The organism is Pilosibacter rotomagensis (assembly GCF_045062245.2).
In the GTDB taxonomy this organism is placed as follows: Bacteria; Bacillota; Clostridia; order Lachnospirales; family Lachnospiraceae; genus Pilosibacter.
Map to the genome: position 1 here is coordinate 250,414 of NZ_CM170323.1, position 21,757 is coordinate 272,170.

Below are 21,757 nucleotides of genomic sequence, written 5' to 3' on the forward strand. Positions count from 1 at the left end.
AAATAGTGTAATATGATAATAGATATATCACATGGCAAAAACAAAGACAAAATAATAACGGGAGGAACAGGGAAAATGAATGAAAATGAGACATATATCAAAGATATACGAATCTACCAGGCTGTCAGCAAACTGAGCCATCCGATCGCAGATTCCACTCATGATATCAGCAAGATCGCGTTTTACGTTCTTGAGGTTGAGACAAAGGGCGGAGTGATCGGTCAGGGATATCTTTTAAGCTTCCATTACAGCCCGAACGCAATTGAAGGCGCCTTAAAAGATATGAAGAATTTCGTACTCGCGAAAGATTATCATGTATATGAGACCGCACAGGTCCAGAAGGATTACGAGATCGAAAGTGAGTATTTCGGAATCGTCGGACTTCAGAGATGGGCACTGGCAACTTTAAACGTAGCAATGTGGGATGCATGGGCAAGAACCATGGGACAGCCGATCTACCGGATGTTTGGATGCCACAGAAAACCGATCCCGGTATACGGAAGCGGCGGATGGATCAGCTACACGGACGAGGAACTTGTTGATGAGGTCGTAAACTATCAGAAACGTGGATTTACAGCAGTCAAGATCAAAGTCGGAAGTCCGGATATGGAGCGTGATATCCGCAGATTAAACCTTGTAAGAGAGGCAACCGGTCCGAATATGAAGATCATGATGGATGCGAACCAGGGTATGGACGTTCCGTCAGCCGTTAAACTGATCAGCAATGTAGAACATCTCGGAATTTTCTGGTTTGAGGAGCCGGTCGTTAATACAGACTTTGAAGGATATGCAACGATCCACTCAAAGACAAAGGTCAGCCTTGCAATGGGTGAGAGAGAGTACTCCACAGTTGCTCTCCGCGAACTGATCGGAAGACGTGCCCTTGATCTCTGGCAGCCGGATCTGATCCGTCTCGGCGGTGTTGAAGCATGGAGAGACAGCGCGGCACTTGCAAACGCTTACAATATTCCGGTACTTCCTCACTACTATAAAGACTATGATGTACCGCTTCTCTGCACAGTTGCAAATCCGTATGGCGCAGAGAGCTTTGACTGGATCGATGCGATCATCGATAATCCGATGGTCATCGACAATGGTTTTGCCCGTCCGCGTGAAGGTGAAGGCTGGGGCTTCCGCTTCCTGCATGAGTTCATGACAGAGGTAAAATAAGGAGTGATCTGAAATGAGAGCAATCGTTCTTCCGGAACCGTGGAAGGCTGTGACAGCCGAAAGAGAAATTCCGGTTCCAAAACAGGGAGAGGCATTACTGAAAATGGTCTGCGGAGGGATCTGCGGAAGTGACCTGGCTTCCTACCGCGGCCAGTCCGCATATGTCAGCTATCCGCGTACGATCGGACATGAATTCGCTGCCGAGGTTGTGGAAGTCGGCGAGAATCCATATGGGATCAAAAAAGGAATGCTGGTGACGGGAAACCCGTATTTCAACTGCGGGACCTGTTATTCCTGCCGGCGCGGTTATGTGAATGCCTGCATCCACAACGAGACGATGGGTGTCCAGAGGGAAGGAGCTTTCAGCGACTACTTCACGATGCCGGTCGAGCGGCTGTTTGACGGCGCAGGGATCGATCCGAAGGAGCTGGCGCTCGTTGAGCCATTCTGTATCAGTTACCACGGTGTGTCCAGAGCGGAATTAAAACCGGGGGACAAGGTGCTGATCTTTGGCGCGGGAGCGATCGGGATCCTGGCCGGTGTTGCGGCAAAAAGTTTCGGAGCGAAAGCTTATATCACGGATATTGCCGAAGAAAAGGTAAAAAAAGCAGTCAATGATTTCGGGCTGGACGGCGGATTTGTCAATGACAGCCCGGAAAAACTGACGGAATTTATCGGGACGGTTACAGGAGGAGACGGATTCGACGCAACGGTGGAAGCTGTTGGCGCCCCGGCAACATTCTTAGCTTGTGTGAAGGCAGTTGCCAGCCGCGGAAAGATGGTTGTGATCGGTGTCGCGAAGAAAAATGCGGATTTCAATTTCCTGGAAGTTCAGAGAAAAGAATTGAATATGTATGGATCCAGAGGTGCAACCTCAGACGATTTCCGGGCAGTATTAAAACTTGTCCGCGAAGGATTTGTGGATCTTACAAAACTGATTTCCAGAACATATTCCGCAGATCATGCGGAAGAAGCATTTGAAGATCTCGATAAAAATTATGGGGAAATCGTAAAAGCTGAATTCGAGTTTTAAACAGAAACTGTAAAAATGTATTTTATTTATGGGAGGAAAAAACTTATGAAGAAAAGAGCAATGGCAGCCGTATCAGCAGTAATGTGTGCATCCATGGTCCTGAGCGCATGTGGCAGCAGCGCATCAACGAGCACAACCGCAGCACCGGCAGAGACAAAAGCAGCTGAGGAGTCCAAGGCAGAAGAGACGACCGCAGCGGCAGCATCCGGAGACGTTGTAACGATCAACATCGGTTTTGAGAACACGACCGAGGAGCCGATCGGACAGGCTGTTGAAAAATGGGCAGAGCTCTTAAAAGAAGAGAGCAATGGCACCATGGAACTCAAAGTATTCGCAAACAGCGCACTCGGAAACAAGAGTAAACTGATCGACCAGATGGTCATGGGTGAGAATGTGATCACGATCGCAGACGGCGCTTTCTATGCTGATTACGGTGTTCCGGATCTTGGTATCCTCTATGGACCGTTCTTCTTCGATAACTGGGATGAGGTTTGGAAACTGATCGACAGCGACTGGTACAAAGAGCAGTGCAGCAAGCTTGCGGATAAAGGACTCACCGTTCTTGGTTCCAACTGGGTCTATGGAGAACGTGAGTTAATGACAAAAGACAAAGCTGTTGTACCGGCAGACATCAAAGGTAAAAAGATCCGTCTTGCAAACAGCCAGATCTATGTAGAAGGCTTCAATGCATTAGGAGCTACAGCAGTACCGATGGCACTTGGTGATGTTTACACCGCATTACAGAACGGTACTCTTGACGGCGTTGAGAATCCGCTCTCCACATTATACGGACAGAGCTTCCAGGAAGTTACAAAGAATATCCTTATGACAGGACATATCTTAAACTTCACAACATGGTGCATCGGAACAGATTACCTCAACACCTTAACACAGGAGCAGCAGGATCTGTTATTCAAGACATGTGAAGAAGCTGGTCTCTACAATAACGAGAAGCAGGAAGCAGCTAACGACGACTACAGAAAGAAACTGGAAGATGCAGGCGTAACATTCACAGAGCTTACAGACGAAGAGAGAGCGCAGTGGAAAGAAGCAAGCCTTTCCTTCTATGAGAAAGGTTCCCAGTTTGGATGGAGCGATGGCCTTTATGATACTGTAAAGGCAGCAATCCAGTAAACTGCAGGATGTGACAGAAAGAAATCTCATGGCGGTCTCAGTCTTCCATGAGATTTCTTTTATAAAGATCCGGAAAACATGATTTGCCGGATGATCGAAGGATGGTGAGGAATGACAATGAAGAAAATACTGGATATCCTGGATAAAATCGAAGTTGCTGTAGCGTCATTGGTTCTCCTGGTCCTGATCTGTGTGACCTTTTTCGGCGTACTGATGCGTTACATCTTTAATAATCCGTTTACCTGGGAAGAAGAACTCCAGCTGGCATGCATGGTATGGATCACATTCCTGGCGGCTCCGGCGGCGTTCCGTACAAAGAGCCATGTGGCAATTGAAATTCTTGTAGACGCATTGCCAAAGAGCCTGAGAAAAATCGTGGAACTTCTGATCCCTGTTGTTGTATACGCAGTTCTGATCTACTTCTTCTTCAGAAGCCAGAATTATATCGCTGTTATGCTGCGTACAAGCAGAAAGACCCCGATCCTGATGATTCCGTACTCTACGATCTACGCGATCGCGCCGGTCTCCATCGTGCTCATGCTGATCAGCTATACGGAGCAGAAATATTATGAATTAAAAGAATTATTTAAAGGCGACGGAAAGGAGGAGAAGTAATGAACTCAGCAGTTGGTATTATGGCAATTGTTCTCCTTGCGCTGTTATTTCTTAAGATCCCGGTTTTTGTAGCGGTACTTGGAGCTTCCGTTATTTACTTTGTCATGACCCCGGGCATCAATCCGGCGGTATTTGCCCAGCAGGCAATCACCGGATCTGAGAGCGTGACACTTCTCGCAATTCCGTTTTTCGTATGTGCCGGTGTTCTGATGAATTATACGGGTGTTACGAAACGGATCATGGACTTCTGTTCCGTACTGACCGGAAGAATGTACGGTGGACTTTCTCAGGTAAATATCTTATTAAGTACATTGATGGGCGGACTTTCCGGTTCCGCGCTTGCAGATGCGGCGATGGAGGCTAAAATGCTTGTCCCTGAGATGGAAGCAAAAGGAATCGGACGCGCATTCTCCACAGTAGTCACCGCCGCCTCCAGTATGATCACACCGCTGATTCCGCCGGGAATCGGACTGATCCTTTATGGATGTATTGCGAACGTGTCCATCGGTAAATTGTTTATCGCAGGTTTCGGACCGGGAATTCTCCTCTGTGCGACCATGATGTTCATGGTATCAAAAATCTCCAAGAAGCGCGGATATCTTCCGCTTCGCAAGGAAAAAATGACAGGATCCATGTTCTGGACGTCCTTTAAACCGGCAATTCTCCCGTTATGCCTTCCGATCATCATCATCGGCGGCGTTCGTCTCGGCATCTTCACGGCCACAGAGGCTGGTGCCGTTGCAATCGTATATGCAGCTGCCCTCGGATTAGGCTACAGAGAGTTGGGACCGAATGAAATTCGTCAGGGCTTAAAAGAGACTCTTATGACAACATCATCCATCATGCTGATCGTTGCCGCAGCGTCTACATTCTCCTGGATCCTCACAAAAGAGATGATCCCGCAGATGTTTACCCAGTGGATGATCTCTGTGATCCATAATAAATGGATTTTCCTTGTTGCTGTTGATATCTTCCTGATCTTTGTCGGCATGTTCGTAGAAGGAAATGCCAGCATGATCGTTCTCGTGCCGTTATTTGCGCCGGCCGCGACAGCATACGGAATCGATCCGATTCACTTCGCAATGGTATTTATTTTCGCAAACGCCATCGGTGCTTTCACACCGCCGATGGGAACATTAATGTTTGTAACCTGCGGTGTTACAAAGTGTTCCACAAAGGATTTCATCAAGGAAGCCGTTCCGTTTTATGCACTGTTATTCGGCTGCCTTCTGATCCTTACATTTATCCCGATTTGCTCGACCGGACTCGTAAACATCATTTATTAGGCGCAGAAATCATAAAAACTGATAGAAAACACGCTGGTTTCATGACCGCGCTTATCAGTATATGGAGCCGGATATGAAGGAGATGGAACATATCCGCCGGCAGGGATATACGCTCGTTGACTGCGAAGAGCAGAGCTACAAGCAGGAAGCGGCATGCCCGATCTTTGATTTTTATGGTGATATCATGGCAGCGCTGACATTTGTGTCGATCAAAGATGGAAATACGAGAGAACTGGTCAGAAGGATCTGTCTTTTACGACAATTTGCGGAACAGATCTCCAAGTCAGTGCGACAGAGATAAAAAGACCGGAGAATACAGTTGGCAAGTGGGCTGCTGCATGAAATGTGCGGCAGCCCACTTTTTATTTACCAGGAAAAGAAATATTCTTGACATTTACCTATAAAACTATGTATGATAAGTTCTGCACTATACCAGTAGATCATGAATGATCAGAGGGGTCCGCAGACACAAAACAGAGCACTGGTCCGGGAAGGGACAGTCGATGGGCAGATCCCGCAAGTGTAGTGAAGGAGGAAACAAAAGACCATGAAACAGGTTCATGAAACATTAGACCGGATCCTTCCGGAGATCATCGCGATGAGTGAGGACATTTACCGCCATCCGGAACTTGGATTCAAGGAATTCAGAACGAGAGAAAAAACGATCGAGGCTCTGGATAAAGCAGGGATCCCGCATGAGGATGTTGCTTACACGGGAATCCGCGCTGTGCTGGATTCGGGAAAACCGGGTCCGAATATCGGTCTGATCACGGAATTTGACGCAGTTCCGACTTTCGGACATCCGTATGCCAGCGAGGACAGCTATGCCGCCCACACATGCGGTCATTACGGTCAGCTCGGCGTCATGATGAGTTTATTCCTGGCGATCAAAGAATCAGGGATGTTGAAAGATCTCTGCGGCAAGGTTACACTTCTTGTAACGCCGGCAGAAGAATTCTGCGATATGGATTACCGGAAAGAGCTGATCAGAGAGGGAAAGATCTCCCACCCATCAGGAAAACAGGAAATGATCGCCACAGGCGTGTTCGACGATGTGGATCTCATGCTTTCCTGCCATGCAATGGGGATCGACATGACAAAATATCATGCGGAGATCGGCTCCAGCTTAAACGGTTTCATCATGAAACGCGCGATCTTTACTGGAAAGGCGGCGCATGCGGGCGCAAATCCGGAAGGTGGTGTAAATGCATTAAATGCAGTCAATCTCGCAATGACCGGAATCAACTTCCTGCGCGAGACATTCCGCGCTGATGATGCGATCCGTGTCCATTTCTTCGTTCCGGAAGGCGGACAGTCCGTCAACACGATCCCGGCAAGAACGCAGCTGGAAATGTATGTCCGGGCGAAAACCGTTCCGGCGATCTTCGAGACGAACGCGAAAGTAACGCGTGCGATCCGCGCAGGTGCACTTGCGATCAACTGTGATCTGGAGATCCAGGATACTCCGGGATACTTCCCGCTTCATCAGGACGAGAACCTGACAGCGCTTGTGAAAAAACATATTCTGGATTACATCGATGAGAGCATGATCGCCCAGGGAACCCACGGATTTGCTTCCGGTGATATGGGAGATCTGTCACTGATGTGGCCGATCGTCGAGATCGGAGTTGCCGGATTTGAAGGCAGCATCCACGGAAAAGATTTTAAGACGGTGGATCCTGAACAGGCATATTGTGTTCCGGCACATTATTTTGCGGACACCGTGATCGACCTGCTGTCTGACGGCGGTGCTTCTGCATGGAAGATCAAAGAGGCATTCCAGCCGGTAATGAACAAGGAGAACTATCTGGAGACCCTGGACAGTTTGAATAAATCAACGTTTTACGAAAAGGAGAACAACTAATTATGAGAAAGAAAATCGTATGCAGCACACTGGCTATGGCACTGGCAGCTTCCATGCTGTTCGGATGCGCGAGCGAGAGCAAGACTGAGACAACAGCCGCAGCAGGAGAGACAACTGCAGCTGCTGAAACAACTGCGGAGGCAGCAAAGGCAGAGACAAACGGTGAGAAGTTAAAAGTGACACTTCTTGTTACCGGTTCTTTCGGCGATAAGGCATTCAATGATTCCGCGCAGGCCGGCATGGAAAAGCTTGAGGCTGAGCTTGGCGACAAGGTTGAAGTAAACATGGTCGAGATGGGCAGCGACAAGACAAAGTTTGAAGGTTCCATGTTAGACGCTTGTGAGTCCGATGCAGACCTTATCATCACAGGTCTCTGGGATATGAAGGAGATCACAGAGAAGGTTGCTCAGGAGTTCCCGGAGAAGAAGTTCATCATCTTTGATACAGATGTTGACTACACCATCGGCGACTTAAGCAACGTATACTCCATGAGCTACAAGCAGAACGAGGGCGCATTCCTTGCAGGTGTTCTTGCAGCAAGTGCGACAAAGTCCGATATGGAATACGCAAACGAAGACAACGTGATCGGTTTCGTAGGTGCAAAGGATACAGCAGCTGTTATTAACGACTCTGCAGTCGGCTTCATCGAGGGCGCTCAGTTCGTAGATCCGGATGTGAAGGTACTTGTTTCCTACGTTGGTTCTTATGTTGACTCCGCAACAGCAAAAGAGCTTGCGATCACTCAGTACTCCAACGGCGCTGACGTTGTATTCGTAGCAGCAGGTCCGGCATCCGTAGGTGTTATCGAGGCAGCTGCAGAAAGCAAGAAGTACTGCATCGGTGTTGACTCCGACCAGGCACTTGCTTACGAGGGCAAGGACGAGGCAAACTTCATCATCTCTTCCGCGATCAAGGGCGTTGGCGACAGCATCTACAATGCAGTTGAGAAGGCAGTTGATGGAACACTTCCGTATGGTGAATATCAGACCCTTGGTATCGAGGACGGCGTTGTAGGTCTTGCTGACAATGATATCTATCAGTCTGTTGTATCTGACGATGCAAAGAAGGCAGTCGAGGACGCAAAAGAGAAACTGCTTTCCGGCGAGGTCAAGGTTGATTCCGCTTACGGCATGGATGAGGCAACCTTAAAAGGCATCATCAACGGAGCACAGTAAAGGAAAACAGCTGAGACATGCACCCATAGTTTAGTTCACATCTCCTGTATCAGGCAGAAATGAAGCAGCAGGCGGAAAATACTGTTCCCGGGGTCATCCCGGAGCAGACCGCCCGGCGCTTTCCCTGTCCGCGGATCGCAGGAGATGTTGCTTTTTATCATCATGCATAACGGTGGGACAACTGCCGGAACATACAGGCGGATAAGAGCTTTACCTGGAGGAGAATGAATGGAGCAGGAGATCATTTTAGAGGCCCGGAATATCACAAAAGTATACCCGGGCGGCGTTGTGGCAAACCATAATGTCAATCTGCAGATCAAAAAAGGTGAGATCCATGCGCTGGTCGGAGAGAACGGTGCAGGAAAGTCAACTTTGATGAAAATGCTGTTTGGTATGCTGGCACCGACGGAAGGCCAGATCTTTGTGGATGGAAAAGAAGTACACTTCTCTTCATCCAGCGATGCGATCGCGGCCGGACTCGGCATGGTACACCAGCACTTTATGCAGGTCCCGTCCATGACTGTGGCGGAGAACCTGATCCTCGGTGCAGAGCCGGGAACCGCACTGAAAGTAGACAGGAAAGAAGCAGTGCGGATCACGACAGAACTTTCCGACAAATACAATCTGAAGGTAGAGGCAAAAGAAAAGGTCGAAGACATTTCTCTTGCCATGCGCCAGAAACTTGAGATCTTAAAGGCACTCTACCGGGGCGCGCATATCCTGATCCTGGATGAGCCGACAGCTGTGCTGACACCGCAGGAAACAGAGGAACTGTTTGAACAGTTAAAACTTTTAAGAGAACATGGCCACACGATCATCTTCATCTCACACAAACTAAATGAAGTCAAGGCACTCTGCAACCGCATGACGATCCTCAGGGACGGAAAGACCATGGGAACGTATGAGATCTCAGATCTTGATGAGAGGGAGATCTCCCGCCTGATGGTCGGCCGTGATGTCAGCCTGGATATTGAAAAAGAGGAGATGGAGTTTGGAAAAACCGTCTTTTCAGTAAAAGATCTTGTCTATGTGGACCAGTTCGGAAAGACGAGACTGGATCATGTCTCGTTTTCCATCAAAGAGGGCCAGATCCTCGGAATTGCCGGTATTGATGGAAACGGACAGTCGGAGCTCGTTGAGGCGATCGTCGGAACCTTAAAACAGCAGCAGGGAACGATCACGATGAATGGAAAGGATATTTCTAATGCTTCGGTACTCGCCCGTCAGGAAGCAGGAATCTCCCATGTCTCAGAAGACCGTATGAAATTCGGAACGGCTCCGAAACTTTCCCTGGAGGACAACACGATCTCAAAGGTTTACTATACGGATAAATTAAAAACACACGGACTTCTCGACAGCAAAAAGATCAGCGAGTTTACAAACAGGATCTTAAAGGAATTCCTCGTAAAATACGATAATTCCAAACAGTCCATCGCGGAACTTTCCGGTGGTAATGTCCAGAAGGTCGTTGTTGGCCGTGAGTTTGACTATGAACCGGATCTCCTGATCATGAACCAGCCGACGCGCGGAATCGATGTCGGTGCGATCGAGTTCATCCGGAAAAAGATCGTTGACATGAGAAGCAGAAAGAAAGCGATCCTGCTCGTCTCCGCGGATCTGAGCGAGATCCTTTCCCTGAGCGACACGATCCTCGTCATGCATGAAGGCCGGATCGTCGGACATATCGCGGATGTGAAGAAGACATCGGAGAACGAGCTTGGTCTTTACATGCTCGGTGTAAAAGAAGATTCCAAAGAGCAGATCGGAGGTGCCTGCTGTGAATAAGAAATTTACCATCGTAAGACTGCTCTGTGCATTCGGGATCGCCATTGCCCTGTCTGTGGCAGTCATCTTCGCAGTCAGTGAAGAACCGGTGACAGCGATCTACAACCTGTTTTTGGGACCGCTGCAGTCGAAACGTCACTTTTTTGAAGTATTTGCGAGCAGTGTGCCGCTGATCTTTACAGGACTTGCGCTGGGACTTGTCTTTAAGTCCGGAAACTTCTCGATGATCGCGGATGCATGTCTGTATACAGGCGCGGTCGTGACCGCGGCGCTTGCCATCAAAACATCTCTTCCGTTTGCAGTCCACCCGATCGTCATCATGATCGCGGCAGCGGCAGTCGGTGGAGTGATCGGCAGCATCCCGGCTCTTTTGAAAGTGTATTTCCACACAAATGAACTTGTAACTTCCCTGATGTTCAACTATGTATTCTTCTATCTCGGGATTTACAATGTGACAAAATTCCTGGCAGACCGCGAGGCGGGAACCTTTGCATCAAAGAAATATCAGGCGACGGCAGCACTCGGAAAGCTGATCCCGGGGACAAATTTCCATGTTGGATACCTGATCGCGATCGCGGCCGTGATCGCCTTATACATTCTTGTATACAAGACGAAATTCGGATATGAAGTGCGCATCTCCGGAAGCAATCCGGAATTCGCAAAATATTCCGGGATCAGGACAAGCCGTGTCATCATCATGACCCAGATCATTGCAGGTGCTGTTGCCGGTCTCGGCGGTGCCGTGGAGCAGATGGGAATGTACCAGCGTTTCAACTGGCAGGATTCCCCGTCTTACGCATGGGACGGTGTCATCATCGCGATCCTGTCCGGCAACAATCCGAAAATGGTCCCGTTTGCCGCGTTTTTCCTGGCATACATCCGTGTCGGTGCGGACCTCATGTCACGCCGCTCTGATGTACAGAATGAGCTCGTTTCGATCATCCAGGCCGTTCTGATCCTGTTTGTAACGGCAGAGCGGTTCATGGCGGGATGGAAACAGCGCGAAGAAGCGAAAAAAGCACTGAAAGGGGAGGCGTAACAGATGAATCTTTTACAGGAAATTTTAAAAACATTAAGTCTCCCGGAGTTCTACTTCGCGATGTTCCGAAGCGCGACGCCGGTGCTCTTAACAACACTTGGCGCGATGATCTCGTCCAGATCGGGGACAAGCAATATCGCACTGGAAGGAACGATGCTGATCTCCGCGTTTGTCGGCGTTGTCGTCAGCGCCTTTTCCCACAGCGCATGGATCGGATTCCTGGGGGCGGTATTTGCAGGATTTGTTGTCAGCAACATTCTCGCCTACTTTATCCTGAAATTAAACTCCAATGCGGTCATTTCCGGTATCGCATTAAACACGTTTGCATCAGGAGGAACGATCTTCGTCCTCTATCTGATCACGGGGGAAAAAGGCGCATCCACATCCCTGGAATCTTTAAAACTTCCGAGTTTAACGATCCCGGTCGTAAAAGACATCCCGGTGATCGGTGCTGTCCTTTCCGGACATCATGTCCTGACATACACAGCACTTGTTTTAGTGGCAGTTGTATGGTATATGTTTAAGTACACAAGACTCGGTATGCATATCCGTGCGGTCGGGGAATCTCCGGATGCGGCGGAATCAGTCGGCATTCCGGTAAAGCGGATCAAATATATCGCACTCTGCCTGAGCGGGATCCTGACAGGTATGGCGGGCGCCTTCCTGTCCATGGGATATGTAGGACTTTTCTCATCCGGAATGACTGCCGGACGCGGTTATATCGCACTGGCGACGCAGGCGATCGCGGCGGGAAATGCAGTGATCGGAATGCTTGCATCCCTGCTGTTCGGATTCTGCCAGAGCCTTGCGAACTATCTGCAGAATTCTTCCATTCCGCTTCAGTTTATCCAGATGATGCCTTATCTCATCATCATCATTGCCTACACGATCTACTGCGCGATGGTAGAACATAACAAGAAAAAGAAACAGATGAAAGCTGCGGCTGGGAAGTGATCCCGGCCGGAGAGGAAACAGCTCCTGGGAACGGGAGCTGTTTTTAGAAGACAGAAAGGAGAATGAATCTATGGGTCATGTAACAGAACTTCACCTACATCTGGACGGCTCACTCCGCCCGGAGACAGTCTGGGAGCTTGCGAAAGAACAGGGGATCAGGCTTCCTGCGGAGAGCGCGGAAGAAGTAAAGTATAAAATGGAAGTGCCGGAAGACTGCAGGACACTGGAGGAATATCTGGAGCGCTTTGATCTTCCGCTTCTTGTCCTTCAGAGAGCAGACGCGATCGAGCGTGTGACTTATGAGCTTGTGGAAGATCTTGCAAAGGAAGGTGTGGATTATGCGGAGATCCGCTTTGCACCGCAGCTTTCCGTAAATGGCGGTCTGACGCAGGATGAAGTTGTCGAGGCAGCGATCCGCGGTGCGGAGCGCGGCATGAAGGCCTATCCGGAGATCCGTGTCGGACTGATCCTCTGCTGCATGCGCGGAGCAGACAATGAAGCGTTGAACATGCAGACGGTGGAGACAGCGAAAAAGTATCTTGGACCGGTCGTGTGCGCGGTTGACATTGCCGGCGCGGAAGGCCTGTTCCCGACGGAAAACTTTGCACCTGTCTTTGCGAAAGTCCGTGAATACGGAATCCCGATGACGATCCATGCAGGAGAGGCTGCCGGACCGGATAGCATGAAGACAGCGCTTTCCTTCGGGACAAAGCGCATCGGACATGGAGTTGCGGCGATCAATGATCCGGAACTGATCCGGAGACTGATCGACGAGAATGTGACACTTGAGGTATGTGTGACGAGCAATTACCACACAAAAGTTGTCCCGGCGATCGAGATGCATCCGATCCACAAGCTTCTCGATGAGGGAGTCCATGTGACAGTAAACTCTGATAACCGGACATGTTCCAGAACGACACTTCAGAAAGAGAAGGAAGTCTTAAAGGAACAGCTCGGATTCAGCGACGAGGAGATCGAAAAGATGCAGGAATATGCCTGGGAGGCAAGATTCCTGAAATAAAAGGAATAAGATACAGGAAAGCGACAGAATGAACGAAAAAACTCCGGGAATTCTGTCGCTTTTTCTGTACTAAAAAATATATATTCCATTAAGCGGAATGAAAATCGTCAAAAATATACAAAAATTGTCCCATGAAATTGTAGTGTATGCCAAAGATGGGAGGAAAAGTCACTTGACATTGCATTGAAGTGCGGAAAATGTTAAAATAGATAAAACTAATTTCAGTTTACGGAATACTATTCCACTACACGGAATAAACAAAACAAATGACGAGCGATGCTATACGGCAGCTGTTTGAACGCAGATAAGCATTCCCCCGCTTCAAGTGCGCGGAGCACTAAGCGGTGGGTGAGTGGGATGCTTATGTCAGTGGGAGTTGAAAGCTCCCACTGACAGATCGCGAAGCGACTGCGTTCATGAGCAAGTAGCGAAGCGGATTGCGAATGTCCGCTTTACTAGCTGCTGCTGCGACAACAAGTGGAGGCAATTATGCAGTTAGTTGATCGCGCACTGAGTGCGCTGGAGGTCCTGAGCCGGAACATGGATGGCTTGTCCGTTACGGAACTTGCAGAACAGCTGAATATCCCGGCAAGTTCTACCCATCGGATACTCACAAGTCTGAAAGGAAATCACCTTGTTGTTCAGGATGCACAGACAAAAAAATATCGTCTGGGATATAAAATCTGCGGTATTGCGGCAGGTGTTGTAAAGGGAAGTGCACTCACACAGACAGCACAGACATCGATGCAGAAACTTGCAGAAAAAATTGACAGGAATGTAGTCCTCTGTATCATGGAGCACGGCGTCGCCATGAACATTGCATGCAGTGAACGCGGCGATTCCAATATGTACATGATGAAGATCGGTCATGTGATCCCGTTTTATTCTACCTCTGCCGGCCGTGTGTTTATGGCGTATATGGACAGGAAACAGGCGCTTGAGATCCTGGAAAAAGAGACGAGAACAAAGACTACGCCGAATACAAAAACAGGGCTGCAGGAGTTAAATGCAGAGCTTGACCGCATCCGCGCCCAGGGATATTCCGTGATCGATGAAGAACTGCAGCTTGGTATCCAGGGCGTGGCGTGCCCGATCTTTGATATCAACGGGGAGCCGGCGGCAGCACTGGCATTTACTTCGCTGAAAGACGGAAATGAAGAAGAGATGCAGGAACGGATCCGCCTGTTAAAGGCATATGCGGAAGAAATTTCTGAGGCAATCCGGTAAAGAAAAAGGAGGAACGTTATGAGTGAGTACAGCGTAGAGTTAAAAGGCTTAAACAAGGTATACAGCAACCTCTTAAAAGAGGATACAGTAGCGTTGAAGGATATCAATCTTCAGATCCGGCCGGGTGAGTTTATCTCGATCATCGGTCCGTCCGGATGCGGAAAATCAACACTTTTACGGATCATCGGAAACCTCGACAAACCGACATCCGGCACGATCGAGTACCGTGACGGCGCAGACCAGCAGATGGGCTTTGTTTTCCAGGATTCTGTCCTGCTTCCGTGGAAGAATGTAAGACAGAATGCGGAATTTCCGCTTGTGATCCAGAAAAAACAGACGGAAGAGAATGAAAAAAAGCTCGATGAACTCTTAGAACTTGCAGGACTTTCCGAGTTCAAGACAGCGCTCCCGCGAGAACTTTCCGGCGGTATGAAACAGAGGGTTTCCATCGTCCGTGCGCTTTCCTACGATGCGCCGCTGCTCCTGATGGATGAGCCGTTCGGTGCGCTGGATGCCCTGACGCGGGACCATTTAAATGAGGAGCTGCTGAAGATCTGGCAGAAGACGAAAAAGACGGTCATCTTTGTCACACACAGCATTGAGGAAGCGACGTTCCTGTCAGACCGGGTGCTCGTCATGTCGGCGAGACCGGGACGCGTAAAGGAGATGGTCGAGATCGATCTGCCGCGCCCGAGGGGAGAAGCGACAAGAAATGATCCGAAATTTACAGAATACAATAAGTACCTGAGGGGGATCATCGGATGAAGAAAAATGGAAAACTTCAGGGTGTCTTAAGAACGATCGGGGAGTATGCACTTTCCGTCGGTGTCTTTATTGCGATCTGGTGGATCTACGTTGCAGTGAAACATGTACCGGCGTACATTCTGCCATCGCCGCCGAAAGTATGGAACAGTCTGGAAAAAATGTTTGTAAAGGGAACGGTTTATCCCCATCTCTGGACGACAACATATGAGGTCATTCTCGGGTTTGTGATCGGAGCGTTTCTCGGGATCGTACTTGGATATATATTTATCAAGGTCGATGCGTTGAAAACGATGCTGATGCCGTATCTGATCTTTCTGCAGACAGCGCCGAAGATCGCTCTTGTTCCGCTGTTCGTTATCTGGTTCGGGATCGGACTTGTATCAAAAGTTGTCCTGATCATTTCCATGGTACTGTTTCCGGTATTGTCAGGCATGATGCTGGGATTGGAATCGATCCCGCCGGATGTCAGAAACCTGATGAAGATCTTAAAGGCATCAAAATGGCAGATCTTTTCACAGGTTGAGATGCAGTATTCACTTCCGGCACTTTTTGCGAGCATGAAAGTGGGGATCGTCCAGGCAGTCATCGGAGCGATCGTTGCAGAATGGATGTCGGGAAAACAGGGCCTTGGCTACATTTTAACATATGCATCATCGACATATGACACACCGATGCTGCTCGCAGGCATCATCGTAACGATCATCCTGGGAATCGCGACATACCAGGTGATCAGCGTGCTGGAAGATAAATTCCTGTACTGGCATGAGTCAAAGAACTGATAAGGACTGCGCCTGTTCGGAAAAAGACAAAGGAAGAAAGTTTTTGGAGGAGATTTGTGTGAATTTTACATCGGCTTCATCACCGACGATGAATGGAAAAATGCCGCATATCCAGTGTACGGCAGATGATATTGGAGAGATCGTGCTGCTTCCGGGGGATCCGGCGCGCGTATCGATGTTTGAGGATCTGCTGGAAGATTACAGGATTGTCAGCAATTACCGGGAATACGTGGTTGGGACAGGATATTACAATGGCATTAAAATTACAGTGTGTTCCACAGGGATCGGCGCACCGTCAACAGAGATCGCTGTGATCCAGCTGATCGCGCTCGGAGCAAAAGCATTGATCCGGATCGGCGGAACAGGTGTCCTGAAGGAAGAGGTGCCGTGCGGCGCTATGGTATTAAACACAGGTGCTGTCCGGAGAGGCGGTTCATCGTGCTTTTACGCACCATCGGAATACCCGGCGCTGGCATCGTTCGAGGTCCTGGACTGTCTGAAACGTGCGTGTGAAGAGAGAGAACAGCCATATTCCATGGGAGTCTGCATGTCGGTCGGCTCTTTCTACCATGGTCAGGGACGTCAGATGCCGTTTGAAACGGGATATGATGAAAATGCGGTCCTGGAACAGTATAAAAAATGGAACATCCTGAACATGGAGATGGAAGCGGAGACGATCTTCACGCTGGCGTCATTGAACAATGTTTTCTCGGGAAGTATCTGCGCGGTACACTGCAACCGGATCACGGACCAGTGGCTGGTGGATTTTGAACCTGCGCAGAAGGAAATGTGCAGAACGGCACTGGCAGCAGGAGAAAAATTATATAAGGAATATCTTCACAGAAAATAGCGGAAAAAGATACTGCGGATAACGGATCTATGATAATGACCCGGCCGGAGACGGCAGGGAAAATTATAAATGCCGGGAATATCACCCGGCGGGAGCAAATGTATCAATCCATTATGAAAAGGAGAAGGAGAGTACTATGAGAAAGAAAATTCTTGCAACCGTACTGACAGCAGCCATGGCAGTGTCCATGCTTGCAGGATGCAGCTCTGACAGCGCAAACAAAGCGAGTGAGGCAGCCGCAACAACAGCAGCAGAGACAACTGCTGCGGAAGAGAGCAAAGCAGACGAAACAACAGCAGCCGAGGCAAAGGATGCAGGAGACTTAAAGACTGTTTCCATCCAGATCGACGGTTCCGCTGTTCCGTATTACGCACCGTTATATCTTGCACAGGAAAACGGATACTTCGCAGAAGAAGGTCTGAATGTAGAGTTTTATTATGCAGCAGCTGCTGATATCGTAAAGAATGTCGCAGCAGGAAATGTTGAGTTCGGTTTCCCGAATGCAGATGCAGTTGTAGCTGCAAAAGCACAGGGAATCCCGGTAAAGGTTGTTCACACAACATACCAGGAAGGTCTTGGAGCGATCATTTTCGGAAGTGATTCCGGAATCAGCACACCGGCTGACTTAAAGGGCAAAAAAGTAGCGGTAACAAGCCTTGGAAGCGCAAACTATTTCCAGCTTCAGGCAGCTCTGGAGTCCGCAGGACTTACCATCGACGATGTTCAGGTTGAGATCGTTGGTACAGGTGCGATCCTGACAGCTCTCACTGAGGGTCAGGTCGATGCGATCGTATTCTCCAAACTCAGAACGATCGAGTTAAACAACTCTGGTTTCGCTGCAAGCGAGATCACATGTGACCAGTTCCTTCCGTCCTTCGGAAACGTATTAGTTGCAGGCGACGCACTTGTTGAGAAAGATCCGGAAACAGTTGATGGCTTCTGCCGCGCATTAAACAAAGCGATCGAATACATCATCGACGGCCATGTAGAAGAGGCAGTTGATATGTCCATCGAGAAATATGCACCGACATTCGCAGAAAAGAGAGATGTTGTTGTCCAGATCTTAAATGATGTATTCGTAAAGACATTATGGCAGAGCGACTACACAGCAGAGAACGGAATCGGCGCATCTAATCCGGAGAAGTGGCAGGCACTCATCAATAAATCCAAAGAGATCGGCAACATCGATGAGACCTTCGATGCAGCAGAGCTTCTTTATACACCGGCAAAATAAGAGAGAACAAAGATTTCCCAGCTCCGGGCTGGAAGAGTTATGAGGTGAGAGATGTTTTACAGAAAATACAGAAAAATCATTCTTCCGGCATTGTTTCTGCCGTTGTTTCTGATCGTGTGGGAACTGTATATCCGGCTCTTTCATGTACCGAATTATCTGCTTCCCGGCCCGGCAGAACTGGCAGATTCAATGGTAAAGCTGTTCGTCAGCGGTGATATCATGAAACATATCCGTGTCACGATGGAAGAGATCCTTATGGGAACCGTGATCGGTATTGTGATCGGACTGATCCTCGGGTATATTATGGCGAAGATCCGGTTTATTGAACGCCTGATCATGCCGTTTGTCATCATTATCCAGACAGCGCCGAAGATTTCCCTCGCACCGTTATTTATCCTGTGGATGGGACTCGGCATCGAATCAAAGGCAGCCCTTGTTATCCTGGTCGTATCATTCCCGATCATGATCAACGAGGTGTCCGCGATCCGTTCCATTGAAGATAATGTATACAATCTGATGAAGGTACTCAAAGCCAGCAAATGGCAGACATTCTGTAAGATCGAGGTTCCGTATTCCATCGAAATGATGCTGTCCGGTATCAAGCTTGCCCTGACACAGGCGATGACAGGTGCTGTTATCGGCGAGATGATCGGAGCCAAAGCGGGACTCGGATATCTGCTGACACTGGGAAGCGAGACATATGATATCAAGATGATCTTAAATGCAGTCATCCTCTTAAGCGTGATCGGTCTGGCGCTGTATCTGATCTCGGAATTTGTCGAGAAAAAGGCGCTTTACTGGAAAGTCATCGATAAGAGTGTGGTCGGTTAAAAATCAAAAGAAAAACAGGCAAGGTTCCCCTGCGGCGCATGATGCTGCAGCGGGGACCTTGTTTTTTCTTTAGCCGGCCATCATGTGGATGGGGAGAGATCGTTACTGCTCGCGTTATTCACCGGCTGCAGTCCGGAGTATTTTATGATGGTAAATCATATGGAATGATGATATACTTAACTTATATGCGGATCGCAGAATATCTGTAATTTTTCATGTCTGCAGGATACAATTCAGAACGGTCCATGCAAGAGTGCGATAGAAATGGAGAACGAATCTATGAAAAAAATGATTTCCTGGAACGTAAACGGCCTTCGTGCCTGCCTGGGAAAGGGATTTTTAGAATATTTAAAGGAGACGGACGCAGATATCTTCTGCATCCAGGAGAGCAAGCTGCAGGAAGGCCAGGTAGATCTGGATCTTCCGGGATATCACCAGTACTGGAATTATGCGGAGAAAAAAGGATATTCCGGAACGGCGATGTTTACGAAAGAAGAGCCGGTCGCAGTGACTTACGGACTCGGGATCGAGGAACATGACCATGAAGGCCGCGTGATCACGGCAGAATTTCCGGAATATTACGTGATCACCTGCTACACGCCGAACTCCCAGGACGGGCTGAAACGTCTGGATTACCGGATGCAGTGGGAGGACGCGTTCCGGACGTACCTGAAAGAGCTGGAGAAAAAGAAGCCGGTGATCTTCTGCGGCGATCTCAATGTAGCCCACAACGAGATCGACCTGAAGAATCCGAAGACGAACCGGAAAAATGCGGGATTCTCCGATGAGGAACGCGCGAAATTCACGGAGCTCCTGGGCGCCGGATTTATCGATACTTTCCGGTATTTTTACCCGGATCAGGAAGGGATCTACTCCTGGTGGTCTTACCGGTTCTCGGCGAGAGCAAAGAACGCGGGATGGCGGATCGACTATTTCTGCGTTTCCGAGAGCTTAAAGGACAGGCTGGTGGGCGCAAAGATCCATACGGAGATCATGGGAAGCGATCACTGTCCGGTGGAGCTGGATATCGACTGATAAATAGTGGAATGCTGAACGTCGGAAAATCAACGACGATAGATCGAAATAAAACAATGGCAGGTTGACATAACATGAACTTAGTAACGGCAGAACATCTGACGAAATCATATACAGAACGATTACTCTTTGACGATACCGATTTTTCCATCAACGAAGGCGATAAGATCGGTCTGATCGGGATCAACGGAACAGGAAAATCCACCTTATTAAAGATGGTGGCGGGACTTGAGGAGCCGGACTCCGGCCGGATCGTCCGGGGAAGAAATCTGGATATCCGCTATCTTCCGCAGAACCCGGTATTCCACCCGGGAGAGACGGTGTTAGAGAGTGTTTTAAGGGAAAATGAGGGACATGAGCACGTCTGGGACCTTGAGAGCCAGGCGAAATCCATGCTGAACCGCCTCGGGATCCCGGATTTTAACGAGAAAGTGGAACATTTGTCCGGTGGACAGAAGAAGCGCGCGGCATTGGCATCGGTGCTTTTATCGACAGCGGAGCTTCTGATCCTGGACGAGCCGACGAACCATCTTGACAGTGAGATGGCGGACTGGCTGGAAGATTATTTAAAGAAATTTAAGGGCGCGCTCCTGATGATCACCCATGACCGGTATTTTCTTGACAGCGTGACAAACCGGATCGTGGAGCTCGATAACGGAAAACTCTACAGCTATCAGGCAAACTATGAGGGATTCCTGGAACTGAAAGCGGAGCGCATGGACATGGAAAAGGCGTCCGAGCGCAAGCGCCAGTCGATCCTGCGGACCGAGCTTGCCTGGATGCAGAGAGGTGCGAGAGCACGTTCCACAAAGCAGAAAGGCAGGATCCAGCGCTTCGAGGCACTGCGGGACAAAAAGGGACCGGTGGAGGACGGAAAAGTCGAGATGGAGTCGATCTCCAGCCGCCTTGGGAGGACGACGATCGAGATCACGGATCTCTGTAAATCATACGAGGACAAGGTCCTGATCAAAGATTACACCTACTTTTTCTTAAAAGATGACCGGATCGGTTACATCGGACCGAACGGAAGCGGAAAATCGACGCTGATGAAGATGATCGCGGGCTGGGTAAAACCGGATTCCGGTACGATCGAGATCGGGCAGACCGTAAAACTCGGCTATTTCTCCCAGGAAAACGAGGACATGGACACGAGTCTCAAGGTCATCGACTATATCAAGAATGTCGCAGAGTATGTAAAGACGAAGGATGGCAGCATCAGCGCATCCCAGATGCTGGAACGGTTCCTGTTCCCGCCGTCTGTCCAGTACACGGTGATTGAAAAACTGTCCGGCGGCGAGAGAAGACGTCTGTATCTCTTAAAGATCCTGATGAGTGCACCGAATGTCCTGATCCTGGACGAGCCGACGAATGACCTTGATATCCGCACCCTGATGATCTTAGAGGATTATCTTGACAGCTTCCAGGGAATCGTGATCACGGTTTCCCATGACCGGTATTTCCTGGATCGTGTGGTCGGAAGGATTTTTGCGTTTGAAGGAGACGGAAAACTCCAGCAGTACGAAGGCGGATTCACGGATTATCAGGCAGCGAAGGCGGAGCGGGAGGCGAAGCTTGCGGAGAGCGCGGCGGAGAATCCGGCATCTGCGAAGAAGTCTGCGGATAAGGGGAACGGGACAGCCGCAGAGGGCGATCCGGAAGGAAATGCGCCGCGGACAAACGTGAAACCGAGGGAAAAGAAGCTGAAATTCAGCTACAAAGAGCAGCGGGAGTGGGATACGATCGAGGACGATATCGCGAAGCTGGAAGAGGCGGTTGAGAACCTGGAAAAGGAGATCGAGGCGTCCGCAACGAACTTTACGAAGCTCAATGAGCTGATGAAGGAAAAGGAAGAGAAGGAAGCTGCGCTCGAGGAGAAGATGGACCGCTGGGTATATCTGAACGACCTGGCAGAACAGATCGAGGCGCAGAAGAATAAATAATACTCATGTCGGGGAAAACG

At 49.2% G+C, this 21,757-nt stretch carries 20 protein-coding genes; all 20 read left to right on the plus strand.

Translation table 11 applies throughout. The annotated features are described in order from the left end of the window. The first annotated feature begins 75 nt into the window (after positions 1–75). Positions 76–1,170, plus strand: coding sequence for a mandelate racemase/muconate lactonizing enzyme family protein (locus ACI3EW_RS01165; RefSeq protein ID WP_118298400.1), 1,095 nt, complete (start codon positions 76–78; stop codon positions 1,168–1,170). Between the two features lie 13 nt (positions 1,171–1,183). Then, positions 1,184–2,203 (plus strand): alcohol dehydrogenase catalytic domain-containing protein, encoded by a 1,020-nt coding sequence (locus tag ACI3EW_RS01170; protein ID WP_215702581.1) that lies wholly within the window; start codon positions 1,184–1,186, stop codon positions 2,201–2,203. A 45-nt stretch (positions 2,204–2,248) separates the two neighbouring features. After that, positions 2,249–3,337: a C4-dicarboxylate TRAP transporter substrate-binding protein gene (locus tag ACI3EW_RS01175; protein ID WP_405578731.1), complete on the plus strand. Its 1,089-nt coding sequence runs from the start codon at positions 2,249–2,251 to the stop codon at positions 3,335–3,337. A 111-nt stretch (positions 3,338–3,448) separates the two neighbouring features. Next, positions 3,449–3,952 (plus strand): TRAP transporter small permease, encoded by a 504-nt coding sequence (locus ACI3EW_RS01180; protein WP_243016028.1) that lies wholly within the window; start codon positions 3,449–3,451, stop codon positions 3,950–3,952. Next, positions 3,952–5,238, plus strand: a complete 1,287-nt coding sequence (locus tag ACI3EW_RS01185; protein ID WP_405578727.1) for a TRAP transporter large permease — start codon at positions 3,952–3,954, stop codon at positions 5,236–5,238. The genes ACI3EW_RS01180 and ACI3EW_RS01185 overlap by 1 nt, the downstream gene beginning before the upstream one ends. Before the next feature lie 73 nt (positions 5,239–5,311). Further along, positions 5,312–5,539 carry an IclR family transcriptional regulator domain-containing protein gene (locus ACI3EW_RS01190; RefSeq protein ID WP_182426840.1) on the plus strand — a complete coding sequence of 76 codons (228 nt, stop codon included), beginning with the start codon at positions 5,312–5,314 and terminating at the stop codon, positions 5,537–5,539. Between the two features lie 246 nt (positions 5,540–5,785). After that, positions 5,786–7,102: an amidohydrolase gene (locus ACI3EW_RS01195; RefSeq protein WP_118298395.1), complete on the plus strand. Its 1,317-nt coding sequence runs from the start codon at positions 5,786–5,788 to the stop codon at positions 7,100–7,102. A 2-nt stretch (positions 7,103–7,104) separates the two neighbouring features. Continuing rightward, the gene (locus ACI3EW_RS01200) at positions 7,105–8,277 is read left to right on the plus strand and encodes a BMP family ABC transporter substrate-binding protein (protein ID WP_118532619.1); all 1,173 of its coding nucleotides are present in this window, start codon (positions 7,105–7,107) and stop codon (positions 8,275–8,277) included. A gap of 228 nt (positions 8,278–8,505) precedes the next feature. Next, entirely contained in the window at positions 8,506–10,062 is a 1,557-nt protein-coding gene (locus ACI3EW_RS01205; protein ID WP_405578722.1) for an ABC transporter ATP-binding protein, read from the plus strand. Further along, entirely contained in the window at positions 10,055–11,101 is a 1,047-nt protein-coding gene (locus ACI3EW_RS01210) for an ABC transporter permease (protein ID WP_118321424.1), read from the plus strand. Before ACI3EW_RS01205 ends, ACI3EW_RS01210 begins: the two co-directional genes overlap by 8 nt. Before the next feature lie 3 nt (positions 11,102–11,104). Then, on the plus strand, positions 11,105–12,055 hold the full coding sequence (locus ACI3EW_RS01215; protein ID WP_118298391.1) for an ABC transporter permease: 951 nt from the start codon (positions 11,105–11,107) through the stop codon (positions 12,053–12,055). Positions 12,056–12,125: 70 nt separating this feature from the next. Continuing rightward, positions 12,126–13,076 carry an adenosine deaminase gene (add, locus tag ACI3EW_RS01220; protein ID WP_118298390.1) on the plus strand — a complete coding sequence of 317 codons (951 nt, stop codon included), beginning with the start codon at positions 12,126–12,128 and terminating at the stop codon, positions 13,074–13,076. A gap of 489 nt (positions 13,077–13,565) precedes the next feature. Continuing rightward, positions 13,566–14,303 (plus strand): IclR family transcriptional regulator, encoded by a 738-nt coding sequence (locus ACI3EW_RS01225; RefSeq protein WP_118532617.1) that lies wholly within the window; start codon positions 13,566–13,568, stop codon positions 14,301–14,303. A gap of 18 nt (positions 14,304–14,321) precedes the next feature. Further along, the gene (locus ACI3EW_RS01230) at positions 14,322–15,068 is read left to right on the plus strand and encodes an ABC transporter ATP-binding protein (protein WP_118298388.1); all 747 of its coding nucleotides are present in this window, start codon (positions 14,322–14,324) and stop codon (positions 15,066–15,068) included. Further along, positions 15,065–15,847: an ABC transporter permease gene (locus ACI3EW_RS01235; protein ID WP_118298387.1), complete on the plus strand. Its 783-nt coding sequence runs from the start codon at positions 15,065–15,067 to the stop codon at positions 15,845–15,847. The genes ACI3EW_RS01230 and ACI3EW_RS01235 overlap by 4 nt, the downstream gene beginning before the upstream one ends. Before the next feature lie 58 nt (positions 15,848–15,905). Then, positions 15,906–16,697, plus strand: coding sequence for a nucleoside phosphorylase (locus tag ACI3EW_RS01240; RefSeq protein ID WP_243016026.1), 792 nt, complete (start codon positions 15,906–15,908; stop codon positions 16,695–16,697). Positions 16,698–16,833: 136 nt separating this feature from the next. Beyond that, positions 16,834–17,931, plus strand: coding sequence for an ABC transporter substrate-binding protein (locus tag ACI3EW_RS01245; protein WP_118298386.1), 1,098 nt, complete (start codon positions 16,834–16,836; stop codon positions 17,929–17,931). A gap of 51 nt (positions 17,932–17,982) precedes the next feature. Next, complete coding sequence (locus ACI3EW_RS01250; RefSeq protein WP_118298385.1) at positions 17,983–18,762, plus strand: ABC transporter permease; 780 nt, start codon at positions 17,983–17,985, stop codon at positions 18,760–18,762. Positions 18,763–19,041: 279 nt separating this feature from the next. Beyond that, on the plus strand, positions 19,042–19,797 hold the full coding sequence (locus tag ACI3EW_RS01255) for an exodeoxyribonuclease III (protein WP_118321422.1): 756 nt from the start codon (positions 19,042–19,044) through the stop codon (positions 19,795–19,797). Positions 19,798–19,871: 74 nt separating this feature from the next. Beyond that, positions 19,872–21,737: an ABC-F family ATP-binding cassette domain-containing protein gene (locus ACI3EW_RS01260; RefSeq protein ID WP_485663249.1), complete on the plus strand. Its 1,866-nt coding sequence runs from the start codon at positions 19,872–19,874 to the stop codon at positions 21,735–21,737. The last annotated feature ends 20 nt before the right edge of the window (positions 21,738–21,757 follow it).